Origin of the sequence: Microbacterium schleiferi (assembly GCF_038150145.1) — a bacterium.
In the GTDB taxonomy this organism is placed as follows: Bacteria; Actinomycetota; Actinomycetes; order Actinomycetales; family Microbacteriaceae; genus Microbacterium; species Microbacterium schleiferi_B.
Window position 1 is genome coordinate 32,082 of the sequence record NZ_JBBWSA010000003.1, and the last position, 12,974, is coordinate 45,055.

Genomic DNA, 12,974 nt, shown 5'->3' on the forward strand with positions numbered 1-12,974 from the left:
TGAGCCGGCCTCAGCCGCGCAGTGAGCGGGTGATGGCGCGGGTCACCTCGTCGAGGCCGGTTGCCAGCTCGTCGACGACGGATGCCGCGAGCGTGCCGCCCTTGGCAACGTGCGTGCGCAGGTCGGCGCGTACCTGGGCGCGGAACTCGCTGATCGCGACCTCGGCCCGGTGCAGCTGCTCCCGCGAGAGGGAGCGCAGGTCGTCGGTGACATCCCGCACCTGCTGATCGCGATCCTCTCGCTCTGCCTGGCTGGCGGCGGCGAGGTCTGCGCGCAGACTCTTCATCGCCTCGCGCACCGATCCGCGCACTTCGTCGGCGATCAGGCGCACCGAATCGGCGAGACCGTCCTCGATGCTCTTGAGGTCGCCGGCCCGGGATGCCACCTCAGCACGGCCGGCATCCGTGATCTCGTAGATCGTCTTGCGGCCGTCGACGGTCTTGGTCACCAGGCCCTCCTCCTCGAGCTTCGCCAGCCGCGGGTAGACCGTGCCGGCACTCGGGGTATAGGTGCCGCCGGTGCGATCCGACAGGGCCTGCATGATGTCATAACCGTGCCGCGGTCCCTCGTCCAGGAGAGAGAGCAGGTACAGGCGTAGGTCGCCGTGTGAGAAGACGGGGGCCATCACAGGCCCTCCGCCTCGCTCGAGGCATCCGCCGGTGTCGCAGCGGGGGAGCGGCGCAGCACCGTGAGTCCGCCCGCGACCGAGTTCGTGCGAACATCGACGAACGAGCCGCTGAGCTCGCCGGTTGAGCCGGTGTAGTTGGTCACACCGCTTCCCGACCGCATGACCCCATCGATCTGGACGCGACCGCTGACGCTTCGCACGACGAAGTTCGCCGGGAGCCCCTCATCGAGTCGGATCGTCGAGCTACCGCTGACGGTGTTCAAGCTGATGGCGTGGGCGTTGCCGGTGGTGTCGACGAGCATGTCGCCCGAAACGGTGTCGATTGTCGCCTTGCGGATGCTGCCGGTCGCGGCGACATCTCCCGAGACGCTGTTTGCCGACAGAGTGCCGGCGAGGTCCCGGATCTGCACATCGCCCGAGACCGCATTGACCGTCACGTCGCCGCTCAGACCGTCGACGATGATGTCCCCCGACACGGTGTTGAGGCGCGCACCGGCCTCGAGGCCCGATACGAGCGCGCTCGCGTTCACGACGCCGAGGTTCAGCGCGACCGATCGGGGGACTGCGACGCTGACTTCTGCCTTGGGGCCGCCGGATCCGAAGTTGCGGAAGGCTTCGAGGAAGTTGTCCCAGCGCAGCTGTGGGTGATCGATCTCGACTGTGTCGCCGGTCGCCTCGATGCGGAGGTCTTTGACGGTCACTCCGTACACCTCGATCCGCACGCCAGGCTCGTCGTGGGCGACGACATCGACCTGGCCGCCGACGAGGCCGATCTTGAGGGTGCGCACGTCGGCGAGGTCGATGACGCGCGTTTCTCCCGGGTGAATGAGCCACTTCTCGAGGGTCACGGTCCGCTCCGTTCTGAACACATGAAAGCAAAGACGCGATATAACGCGATTTGAGAATAACGCGATATAACGCGTTAAGCAAGATTCACCGTCCGCCTTCTTGACATTGACGCAACGTCAACTTCTAGCGTGGAGGCCATGACGGAATGGACCATCCACGAGGTAGCACAGCGATCGGGCGTGACCACACGCACGCTGCGGCACTACGACGACATCGGCATCCTGAACCCGACGCGTACGGGCGCGAACGGGTATCGGTACTACGGGGCTGAGGCCCTCGTGCGACTGCAGCGGATCTTGCTGTTGCGGGACCTGGGGCTCGCGCTCGGGGACATCGCCGAGGTCCTGGACGCGCAGCAGGACCCCGCCGCAGCGTTGCGCACACACATCGGATGGCTCCGTTCCGAGCAGGCAAGACTCGCCCGGCAGATCGCCGCGGTGGAATCCACGATCAGGTCATGGGAGGGAGGTGAATCGACGATGAACGACGACATGTTCGACGGCTTCGACCACACCGTCTACAAGGATGAGGTCGAGCAGCGCTGGGGCGCCGAGTCCTACGCCAGCTCGGACGCGTGGTGGCGCTCACTCGGCGCTGAGCAGCAGACGGCGTGGAAGAACACGACCGCTGAACTCGCGCGGGCCTGGGCGGCAGCCGCTGAGTCCGGCATCGCGCCCGGCTCGGCCGAGGCGCAGACTCTGGCGGAGCGTCACGTGGCGTGGCTACGGGCCATCCCCGGCACGCCCGCTCATGAGGATGAGACGGCGTTGAAGCCCTACGTCCTCGGCCTCGCGGAGATGTATGTGGCTGACCCTCGGTTCGCGGCGAACTACGCGACATCCGCCGGCGGCAACGGCGGCGCCGAGTTCGTACGCGACGCGCTCACGGAGTATGTGAATACCCGGCTGTAGCCATTTGGAGCCGCCACGGCAAACGGATGCCGCGCCCCTCCCCCGAGGAGCGCGGCATCCGTTCGTTGCGTCTGCGGTCAGCTGCGGCTGCCGCTGATGACCCTGAAGAGGAAGGCGATCAGGGCGATCACACCGACAATGAGGGCAACCCAGAGCAGCCAGTTCAAGGCCGTGTTGAGACCGCCGACGATGGCCAGCACGACGGCGATAACGATGACGAGCAGAAGTGCGATGTTCATGGGACACCTTTCGTTGGACGTCGGGGAGCATGCTCGACACGTGTCGGGCGTGCTCGCCACCCCGAGACGATGTCACCGTCGCCGCTGCACGACAATGGGGTTGTTTCCGCGCCCCGAAACCGGTATGCGAGACCTGCGATGCGCCGGTCGGAGCGTTAGCCTGAGCGGATGGCGACCAGACCGCGCTTATCGGGTGCTCACCTGTGGCTGGTGTTCGCGGGCGGCACGATCGGCACCGCCGCGCGACTTGTCATCCTGCTCATCGAAGACCCCTCGATCCAGTGGCTCTCCATACCGCTCATCAACATCATCGGCTCCTTCCTGCTGGGCCTGGTGACGGGACGGGCCGAGGCTCAGGCCGACCCCGCCCGCGCAACGAGAATGCGCATCTTCTGGGGCGTGGGCGTAATGGGAGGGTTCACGACCTACTCCAGCTTTGCCGTGCTTGCGGTGGACCCGGCGTCGCTGCCGCTGGCGATCGTCACGGTGCTCGCCGGGCTCGCGGCCGCTGTCGCCGGGCTCTGGATCGCCCGTCCCCGTCCGGCCTCAGCACGCGGACACTCCGCATGAGCCCGCTCCTGCTCGCTCTCGGTGCGGTCGCCGGCGGAGTCGGTGCCGCGCTGCGCTACAGCGCTGACGTCGCCATCCTGCGCTGGTGGGACCCGCCGTGGGGAGTCTTTGTCGTCAACGTCGTCGGATCGTTCGCGCTCGGCATCCTGACCGGTGCCGCTCCCTCCGCTGACCTGCAGCTTGTGATCGGGGGAGGCCTCCTCGGCGGCTTCACGACCTTCAGCGCCGTCTCGGTCACGACGATCCTGCTCGCCGAAGAGCGGCGGGGGCGGATGGCGATCGTCAACGTCGTCGGAACCTTCGTGCTCGCGCTCGCTGCCGCCGCGGGCGGGCTTGCTCTGGGCGCGGCGCTCGCCACCGGCGCGGGCTGATCGGGACTTTTCGGGATATCCCCCGGAATCACCGTGCGAAGATGGGGACGATACACCCGCGTATCGTCGCGTCCCGACAGCACCAAGCACAGCAAAGGCCACCGTGTCGAAACTCGCCGTCCTGAGCCTGAAAAACCGCGCCCTCATTGCGCTGGTCACGATCGTCGCTGCCCTGTTCGGCAGCCTCGCGTTGACCAGCCTGAAGCAGGAACTGATCCCCTCGATCGAGTTCCCCGCTCTCATCGTCGTCACGACGTACCCGGGAGCCTCGCCCGAAGTCGTTGCCAACGACGTATCGACACCGATCGAGACAGCCATCCAGGCCGTGCCCGGGCTCGAGTCGACAACTGCGACCAGCACGACCAACGCCTCGATCGTGCAGGCGTCGTTCACCTACGGCACCGACCTGGGCACCGCGGAGCAGAAGATCACGCAGGCGATCAACCGGATCTCATCCCAGCTGCCCGAGAACGTCGATCCCAACGTGCTCTCGGCGAGCATCGACGATTTCCCCGTCATCCAGATCGCCGTCACCGGCTACGACGACCAACAGACCATCCAGGCGACACTCGAATCCGTCGCGATCCCCGAGCTCGAGGATGTCGACGGCGTCAACGCCGCACAGATCGTCGGTGGCACCGGACAGCGCATCACGATCACACCCGACCCAGCGAAGCTCGCCGCGACCGGCTACACGCAGCAGGCGATCCGTGACGCCCTCGACCAGAACGGCGTGCTGTTCCCGGGCGGCGAAATCACCGAGAACGAGCAGACCCTCACGGTGCAGACCGGCTCGAAGATCACCTCGGTCGATGCGGTGGCGGCGCTGCCGCTCGTTCCCACGGATGCCGAGCAGTTCCAAGCCGGTACGGTGACGATCGCCGACGTCGCCACGGTCGAGCAGGGACAGGACCCCGTCACGACGATCTCGCGCGTGAACGGCGAGCCGGCAGTGACGATCGCGATCACGAAGCTTCCGGCAGCCAACACCGTCGATGTCTCGCACGGCGTCGTCGACATCCTGCCTGAACTCGAGCAGCAGCTCGACGGAGTGACCCTCACCGTCGTCTTCGACCAGGCGCCCTACATCGAGCAGTCGATCGAGACCCTTGCTGTCGAGGGCGGATTCGGCCTGCTGTTCGCCGTGCTCGTCATCCTGCTCTTCCTGCTGTCGGTGCGCGCGACGCTCGTGACCGCGATCTCGATCCCGACGAGTGTGCTGATCACCTTCATCGGCCTACAGGCGTTCGGGTACTCGCTGAACATCCTGACCCTCGGGGCGATCACGATCTCGATCGGCCGCGTCGTGGATGACTCGATCGTCGTGATCGAGAACATCAGGCGCCACTACGTCGGCAAGGCCGACAAGCTGACGTCCATCGTGCGCGCTGTGAAGGAAGTCGGGTCGGCGATCACATCGTCGACGATCACGACTGTCGCCGTCTTCTTGCCGATCGCCTTCGTCGGCGACGTGACCGGCGAGCTATTCCGGCCTTTCGCCCTGACCGTCACGATCGCGCTGCTGGCTTCGCTCCTGGTCGCCCTCACGATCGTGCCGGTGCTGGCTTACTGGTTCCTCAAGCCCGGCAAGCCGCTGCTCGACGAGGTCGGGCGCGAGATCGACCCCGAGAACCCGGCGGCTCCCCTCGATCGGCTGCAGCGCGGTTACACCCCGATCCTGCGGTGGACGCTGCGCCACTCCTGGGTCACGCTCGGTCTTGCGGTTCTCGTTCTCGTGGGCACCATCGCCGTGGCGCCGCTGATGAAGACGAACTTCCTCGGGGATTCCGGGCAGAACACCTTTACGATGACGCAGGACATCGGGCCGGCCCCGAGCCTCGAGGCAGAATCTGCCGCCGCGGAGCCGGTCGAGGAAGCCCTCATGGGTATCGACGGGATCGAGACCGTGCAGGTCTCGATCGGTTCCAGCGGCAACGCACTGCGGGATGCCTTCACCGGTGGTGGCAGCGGAATCACGTACTCCATCACGACTGAGGCAGGCGTCGATCAGGTCGCGCTTCGCCAGGAAGTCCAGGACACCGTCGAGGCGATTCCGGATGTCGGCGAGATCACTGTCGCGGGCAGCAACGGCGGATTCGGCTCGACCGACATCGAGGTGGACGTCACTGCTCCCGACGCCTCGACGCTGCAAGAGGCGACGGATGCCGTCGTCGCGAGCCTCAGCGACCTCGACGACGTCAGCCAGGTCACGAGCAACCTGTCGGCATCCTTGCCCTTCATCTCGGTGCAGGTCGACAGCGACAAGGCGGCATCCCTCGGCCTGTCGGAGGTCGCAGTGGGAGCGATCGTATCGAGCACGATGCAGCCGCAGAACATCGGCAGCGTCGAGGTAGACGACACGTCGCTGACGGTGTACCTGGCCTCAAACGACCCGCCCACCACGATCGACGAGCTGCGTAACCTCCAGGTGTTCACGGCCCAGGGGCCGGTGCCGCTGTCAGATGTTGCGACTGTCGAGGAGTCGCAGGGACCGACATCGATCACCACGCAGGACGGCACGCGCACCGCGACAGTGACGGTTACTCCCGCCACTGACAACCTCACGCAGGCGACGACATCCGTCACGGAAGCGCTCGACGCGGCTGATCTGCCGTCTTCGGCCAGCGCTGATCTGGGCGGTGTCGCGACCGACCAGGCCGACGCCTTCAGCCAGCTCGGTCTCGCGCTGTTGGCAGCGATCCTGATCGTGTACGTCGTCATGGTCGCGACCTTCAAGTCGCTGCGCCAGCCGCTGCTTCTGCTGATTTCGGTGCCGTTCGCGGCGACCGGTGCGATCCTGCTGCAGATCGTCACCGGCATCCCGCTGGGGGTTGCATCGCTCATCGGCGTGCTGATGCTCATCGGCATCGTCGTCACAAACGCGATCGTTCTCGTCGACCTCGTGAACCAGTACCGCGAGAAGGGCCTGAGTGCCCACGACGCGACGATTGCCGGTGGCACGCGGCGTCTTCGTCCGATCCTGATGACCGCGCTCGCCACGATCCTCGCGCTCACGCCGATGGGACTCGGGATCACCGGCACGGGCGGGTTCATCTCGCAGCCGCTCGCGATCGTCGTGATCGGCGGACTCATCTCGTCGACGGTCCTGACGCTGCTCGTGCTGCCGACCCTCTACAACCTCGTCGAGGGCGCGAAGGAGCGGCGGCAGGCCAAGCGCGCCGCGCGATCCGGTCAGACGGATGCCGAGGGCGGGCTCGTGCTCGCCGGGGTGGGGGCGGGTGCCGCCGCTGCCGGCGCCGCGGGTGGTGCCGAGGACGTGCCGCTGACGCGGCGCGAGTTGCGCGAACGTGAGGCACTGCGGACCGGCCAGATTCCGATCCAGTCGCCTGCCGGATCCGAGGGGGTCGAGGACCAGGTGGGCGAGGACCAGGTTGGCGAGGACGAGGTGGCGACCGAGTCCGATGCCGGTGAGCCGGAGGGTCTCGAGCCCGCGGCCGATGGTCCAGAGCCAGCCGTCGACGAGACCAATGAGCCTGATATCACCGAGCCTGACGCTGTCGAAACAGACGCTGTCGAATCAGACGCTGTCGACCCCGAGGCCGTCGAGTCGGAGGGCGACGAGCCGGAATCTGATCAGACCGAGACCGACGGTGGAGCCACCGAGGAATCAGCCGACAGCGCCGAGACTGCCCACGCCGAGACAACCGATGCCGGCGACATACCGGGCGCCGAGAACTCGGACGACGACCAGAACGGACGTCAGCCCGAGTAGGCGATGCCCCAGCTCACGGTCCAGGTCTCGCCGGGCGCCAGCCAGCGCAGACCTCGACCGGAGTTGAGGGCGTCAGGCACCGCGCTCATCGGTTCGATGGCGACGGCCAACTCGCGGTTCGGGTAGCGGTCAGTCGTGTATACCTGCACGTAGTCGAGGTCCGGGCCCTGCCAGATCGTGACGGTCCGGCCATCCGGCGCGCTCAGGTGGTGGCGCAGCATCCCGTCGGCGTCCCGGGCGATCTCGGTGTAGCACGTGTTGAGCGAGACATCCCCAAGTCGAGCGCCGTCCCGAAGGTCGGATGCTGCGTCCACCGGAACCTCATCGACGGGAATCAGCGCGTCATCGAGCACGAGCATCTTCGCGCCCGGCGAGGTCAGCACGAGATCGGCGGTCGGAACATCACCGAGCGTGAAGTACGGGTGGGTGCCGAGCGCTGCGGGTGCGGCATCCGTGCCGACGTTCTCGATGACGTGGGTGACCTCGATGCCATCGGCAGTCAGCGCATACGTGACAGTCGTATCGAGCTGGAAGGGGTAGCCGCTCTGCGGAAAGACCGTCGCCGCGAGCGTGATCTTGTCGCCGGACTGCTCGGCGACGGTGTACGGCATGAAGCGCAGCAGCCCGTGTGATGCGCCGCCGACCGACGGATCGGTGAGCCACAGCTGGTAGGAGGTGCCGTTGTGGCTCCATTTGCCGTCGCGGACGCGGTTCGGCCAGGGGACGAGCACGGTTCCGGATGCCGCGGGCGCCGGCATCCCCAGGGGGTAGGGCGCAATGAGGTCGACGCCGTCGACGGTGAGCCCGCGAATCGTCGCGCCCACCTGCGTGAGGTGCGCCGTTACGCGACCGTCGGCGCTCGAGAGGTGGAACTGCTCCCCGGTGGGGTCGTGGCGCGTGTCGGTCATGGGTCCTCCTCGGCGGGTGTCGTGCCCATGCTAGAGGCCCTGAGTGACGCATCCGTTCCGGTGGTGCCGGGGTGCCGACGTGGGGGTTTCTCAGGGTGAGCCTGTACCCTGGATCGGTCGGCTCTGGACATTGCCTTGTATGGCGAGTGGGTTTGTGAGTCCTTGGGGCCGATGGTGAGCGCTGATCGGCGCACATGACCATCACATGAATGGCCCCCGGCCAAGAGAGTCCGGGCCTGTCGAGCGCGTCTCGACTGCTGTTCTCGTGCGAGAGAACCCAGGAAGAACACACCCATGCCCAAGAGCAAGAAGCCGGCTGGCGGCCGCGCAGCCAAGAACTTCGAACCGCGCTACGGCGAGAAGACCGCGTACCAGGACCGCAAGCGTCGCCCCGGTACGTCGTCGGCCGGAAAGCCCGGCAGCAAGAGCCCCAGCCACCGCGGCTACCGCCCCGAGACCGCTGAGTCTGGCGGGGAGCCCAAGCGCCGCTGGACGGCGCAGGAGCGCGCAGGGCGCGACGAGGCCCGCGCCATCCGTACCCACGCCCGTGACGACCGTCCGCGTCGGGATGACCGTCCCGCACGCGATGACCGCCAGCGCTCCGGCGGTTACGACCGCGGGTCGCGTGATGACCGTCCGCGTCGGGATGACCGCCCCTCGTACGGCGATCGTCCCCGTCGGGATGACCGCCCGTCTTCTGGTGATCGTCCGCGTCGGGATGACCGTCCGCAGCAGGACCGCTACTCCGATCGTCCGCGTCGGGACGACCGCCCCGCCTACTCCGATCGTCCGCGTCGCGATGACCGTCCCTCGTACGGTGACCGCCCGCGTCGGGATGACCGCGGTGGCTATGGCGACCGCGCGCGCCGCGACGACCGTCCCGCGTGCGCCGACCGCCAGCAGCGTGAGGGTCAGGATCGCTACTCCGATCGTCCGCGTCGTGATGACCGTCCCTCGTATGGTGACCGTCCGCGTCGGGATGACCGCCCGGCATACGACCGCCCCCGTCGGGATGACCGCGCTGGCTACTCCGACCGCCCCCGTCGTGATGACCGACCGCGCCGTGACGACCGTCCGAACCGCTCCGACTGGAACGCGCCGGCCCGCTCGGCTGCCCACGAAGAGCATGTCGACGTTGTCCACGAGCGCCTGCAGGCCGAGGCCGTGCAGGCTGACGCCGTTGACGGTATCGGCTTCGGTGACCTCGGGTTCGGACAGAACATTGTGAACACGCTCGCCGACCTCGGCGCAGCCACGCCGTTCCCGATCCAGGCCGCGACGATCGCGCCGATCCTCGAGGGCCGCGATGTGCTCGCGCGTGGACGCACCGGATCGGGCAAGACCATCGCGTTCGGTGCACCGCTGGTCGAGAGCATCCTGCGCTCGCAGGCGGGAAGCCGTCGTGAGTTCGGCCGATCGCCCAAGGCGCTGGTGCTCGCTCCCACGCGCGAACTTGCGCTGCAGATCGACCGCACGATCCAGCCGATCGCCCGCAGCGTCGGCCTGTTCACGACGCAGATCTACGGTGGCGTGCCCCAGGCGCGCCAGGTCGGTGCCCTCAAGAAGGGCGTCGACATCATCGTCGGCACGCCGGGCCGCATCGAAGACCTCGTCGAACAGGGCAAACTCGACCTCTCCGACATTCGGATCGCGGTCCTGGACGAGGCTGACCACATGTGCGAGCTGGGCTTCCTCGAGCCGGTGCAGCGCATCCTGCGCCTGACCGCCGACGGTAGCCAGAAGCTCCTCTTCTCCGCGACGCTCGACCGTGAGGTTGCCGCGCTCGTCGACGAGTTCCTCGTCGAGCCCGCGGTCTACGAGGTTGCAGGTGAAGACCAGGACTCGAGCACCATCGAGCACCGCGTGCTCGTGATCGATCATCGCGACAAGGCTGAGATCCTCAACTCGCTCGTCGACCGCGACGGCAAGACCCTCGTCTTCGCCCGCACGCGCGCGTACGCCGAGATGCTCGCCGAGCAGTTCGACGACGCCGGCATCCCGTCGCTGGCGCTGCACGGTGACCTCAACCAGGCCAAGCGCACGCGCAACCTCGAGAAGCTCACCTCGGGCCGCGTTCGGGTGCTCGTTGCCACGGATGTCGCCGCGCGCGGCATCCATGTCGACGACATCGACCTGGTCGTACAGGCCGACGCCCCCGACGAGTACAAGACCTACCTGCACCGATCGGGCCGCACGGGCCGCGCGGGCCGCGAGGGTCGCGTCGTGACCCTCATCACCCGTCAGCGTCGTCGCCGCATGACCGAGATGCTCGACCGCGCCGAGATCGACGCACCCTTCGAGGAGGCCCGCATCGGCGACGACCTGCTCGAGGAGATCGCGGGCCGTCAGCTCGCCGACGTCGACGCCTGACGCGCCGCCGCCACCTCTCTGACGTAGGCAATATCCCGCAGGCAGGACGAATCCTCACCGGATCGTCCTGCCTGCGGGATGTGTCCTACCTCCATGCGTAGAAGCGGCGGGCTCAGAACAGCATCGCTGCCGCGTCAGCTCGCGTGCCGCGCGAGGTCGTGACGACGGATGCCGCCGCGCGGCGCGCAGCCAGACCGGGGACCGGCTCGCGTGGGGGTGCTTCTTCCTCGGCGTGCCCGGTCAGGCCGTGAACCCGCAGCAGCGGCCGAACGCGCTTGGCGAGCCACTGACGGTACGGCTTCGGCGCGTACGCGGAAGCGCCCGGGTACAGGCCGCGATACGACCCGACGAGTTCCGGATGCTCCCGCTCGAGCCATTGCCAGAACCACTGCTTCGCCCCCGGGCGCAGGTGCAGCGCGCCGAAGACCACTCGGTGTGCGCCGGCCGCTCGGATGCGCCCCAGCGCATCATCGAGCGAGGCAATTGAATCGGTGAGGTGGGGGAGGATCGGCATCAGGAACACGGTGACGCGGAATCCGGCATCCGTCGCCGCTCTCACGGTCTCGAGGCGCGCGGCTGCGCTCGGCGTCCCCGGCTCGAGCGTGCGCTGTAGTGCATCGTCGAACACGGCTATCGACATCGCCAGTGAGACATCGACCTCATACGAGGCTTCTGTCAGAAGCGGAAGATCCCGGCGTAGCAGCGTGCCCTTGGTCAGGATCGAGAACGGGGTGCCGGCATCCGTCAGCGCCTGGATGATGCCGGGCATGAGTCGGTACCGTCCCTCGGCCCGCTGATACGGGTCGGTGTTTGTGCCGAGCATGACCGGATCGCCGGTCCACGACGGCCGTGCGAGCTCTGTGCGCAGCACGTCGGCGACGTTGACCTTGACGACGATCTGCGAGTCGAAGTCGCGCCCGGCATCCAGCTCGAGGTACTCGTGCGTGCCGCGGGCGAAGCAGTTGTGACTGATAACGCCGTTCGCGATGAAATCACCGGTGCCGGTCGTGATGTCGACCATGTCGATGCTGTGCCCGAGATCTTCGATTTCGACGACGCGGAGGTCACTCGATGTCTTCACCGCAGTGTCGACTATCGAGAGCTTTCTCGTGATCGCGGGTCGTGAGATCTCGAAGAAGCGCATCCGCGAAGCCAGCCCGCCCGTGACCCGGATAGCGCTCACCCCGTTCGGTCGCGGCCCCTCGGTGACGGCAGGGATGGCAAAGCACGCGAGTGCCTCGCGGACCGTGCCGAGCACGTCCGCGCTCTTGTTGCTGATTCTCAGCACACCCCGGGAACAGGAGCCTTCGGCGTCGAAGATTCCGCCCAGGTATCCAGCGAGCCACTCCTCGCTCAGGTCTGCGGGTCGCTTGATGAGGGCCTCAATTGCGGCGACCCCCTCTTTGCGTGCTGTATGGATGGCGAGCATGGCGCGCCGTTGCTCGGTTGCGGCTGTGAACGGCCTCACGTTGGTGGGGATTCCCTCGAGCGCTAAAAACGCCTGGGTGCGTTCCAGAGCCTCCGTGTCCGCAAGCGCGAGTCGAAAGGCGTGAATCGCGCCGGTGCGACCCCGACGCGGGTAAGTCCTGTGCAGGATCATTCCGTCGCCCTGGATCATTCCCGCCAGATAACCCAGTCGCCACAATCTGTCGGCGCCGTCACGGCTCACGGCTCGCGCTGCGCCCATGCCGAAGCCCATGAGGCGGTTGTTAGCGGTCAGGTAGGGACGCTGCTCCGGTCCACTCATCGCACCCTTCACGTGCTTCCAGCCCCGCTCGGTCAAGAAGCGGTGATCGGCGCTTGCGATGAGCTCTGTCCCATCGGCGAGGGTCACGCGGTGCGCGCGTCGATTCGTCGTCCACTTCGCGCGCACCGTTGTGGCGACGTACCGGCGGTAATCTCCGCGGCGTTCGGTGCCGATGATCGAATCGCCGACCCGGAGATCGCCGAGGGTGCGGGTGCGGCCGTCGGCGAGCAGGATCGTGGTTTCCGGAGCTAGGCAGTAGGAGCACGCATGACTGCATCCGCGATAGGGGTTCACGGTCCAGTCGAAGGGCATCGCCGATGCGCCAGGGACGTGGTTGAGGGCGCTCTTGGCAATGACCTCGTGGAAGGTCATGCCCGCAAACTCGGGTGTCGTGACGGACCGGACGAAGCCCCCGAGGTGCTCCATCCCGGGCAGCGCGTTGGCGTCGCTCGCGCCGATCGCCTGCCCGTTCCATCGCATGCGCATAGTCGAACAAAAATACGATTGACTGTCAACCCGCGACGCGGATAATCCGAACTGGATACCGAACCTGGAGGCATCCTACAAACGCGAGACGCAGTACCGCCCCACGTGAACCGCAATCCCACACCGGGTGCGAAGCGCTGACAGCCCGCGGGCATAGAATCG

Annotated in this window: 10 protein-coding genes; 5 read left to right on the top strand and 5 right to left on the bottom strand. The window is 67.0% G+C overall.

Annotated features, from left to right (window positions below; translation table 11 throughout):
• Nucleotides 1–10: 10 nt before the first annotated feature.
• Nucleotides 11–625, bottom strand: a complete 615-nt coding sequence (locus tag AADH62_RS03675) for a PadR family transcriptional regulator (RefSeq protein ID WP_341578559.1) — start codon at nt 623–625, stop codon at nt 11–13.
• Nucleotides 625–1,476, bottom strand: coding sequence for a DUF4097 family beta strand repeat-containing protein (locus AADH62_RS03680; RefSeq protein WP_341578322.1), 852 nt, complete (start codon nt 1,474–1,476; stop codon nt 625–627). The genes AADH62_RS03675 and AADH62_RS03680 overlap by 1 nt, the downstream gene beginning before the upstream one ends.
• Nucleotides 1,477–1,614: 138 nt before the next feature.
• Here AADH62_RS03680 and AADH62_RS03685 point away from each other — a divergent pair, with 138 nt between their 5' ends.
• A complete protein-coding gene (locus AADH62_RS03685; protein WP_341578323.1) occupies nt 1,615–2,388 on the top strand; it encodes a MerR family transcriptional regulator in 774 nt (257 codons plus the stop codon).
• 77 nt (nt 2,389–2,465) lie between these two features.
• Here the strand turns inward: AADH62_RS03685 and AADH62_RS03690 are convergent, their stop codons facing one another.
• Complete coding sequence (locus AADH62_RS03690) at nt 2,466–2,627, bottom strand: hypothetical protein (RefSeq protein ID WP_341578324.1); 162 nt, start codon at nt 2,625–2,627, stop codon at nt 2,466–2,468.
• 168 nt (nt 2,628–2,795) lie between these two features.
• On the opposite strand from AADH62_RS03690, the gene AADH62_RS03695 reads away from it, so the two are divergent.
• The 3 genes from AADH62_RS03695 (at nt 2,796) to AADH62_RS03705 (ending at nt 7,301) form a co-directional block, all read left to right on the top strand.
• Nucleotides 2,796–3,197 carry a CrcB family protein gene (locus AADH62_RS03695; RefSeq protein ID WP_341578325.1) on the top strand — a complete coding sequence of 134 codons (402 nt, stop codon included), beginning with the start codon at nt 2,796–2,798 and terminating at the stop codon, nt 3,195–3,197.
• Nucleotides 3,194–3,568: a CrcB family protein gene (locus tag AADH62_RS03700; RefSeq protein ID WP_341578326.1), complete on the top strand. Its 375-nt coding sequence runs from the start codon at nt 3,194–3,196 to the stop codon at nt 3,566–3,568. The genes AADH62_RS03695 and AADH62_RS03700 overlap by 4 nt, the downstream gene beginning before the upstream one ends.
• Nucleotides 3,569–3,671: 103 nt before the next feature.
• Nucleotides 3,672–7,301, top strand: coding sequence for an efflux RND transporter permease subunit (locus AADH62_RS03705; protein WP_341578327.1), 3,630 nt, complete (start codon nt 3,672–3,674; stop codon nt 7,299–7,301).
• Here the strand turns inward: AADH62_RS03705 and AADH62_RS03710 are convergent.
• Nucleotides 7,289–8,209 carry an aldose 1-epimerase family protein gene (locus AADH62_RS03710; RefSeq protein ID WP_341578328.1) on the bottom strand — a complete coding sequence of 307 codons (921 nt, stop codon included), beginning with the start codon at nt 8,207–8,209 and terminating at the stop codon, nt 7,289–7,291. The genes AADH62_RS03705 and AADH62_RS03710 overlap by 13 nt on opposite strands.
• A 294-nt stretch (nt 8,210–8,503) precedes the next feature.
• Between AADH62_RS03710 and AADH62_RS03715 the strand changes: the two genes are divergently transcribed.
• On the top strand, nt 8,504–10,579 hold the full coding sequence (locus AADH62_RS03715; RefSeq protein WP_341578329.1) for a DEAD/DEAH box helicase: 2,076 nt from the start codon (nt 8,504–8,506) through the stop codon (nt 10,577–10,579).
• A 112-nt stretch (nt 10,580–10,691) separates the two neighbouring features.
• On the opposite strand, the gene AADH62_RS03720 is transcribed toward AADH62_RS03715, so the two are convergent.
• Entirely contained in the window at nt 10,692–12,806 is a 2,115-nt protein-coding gene (locus AADH62_RS03720) for an intein-containing Rv2578c family radical SAM protein (protein WP_341578330.1), read from the bottom strand.
• Nucleotides 12,807–12,974 lie beyond the last annotated feature (168 nt).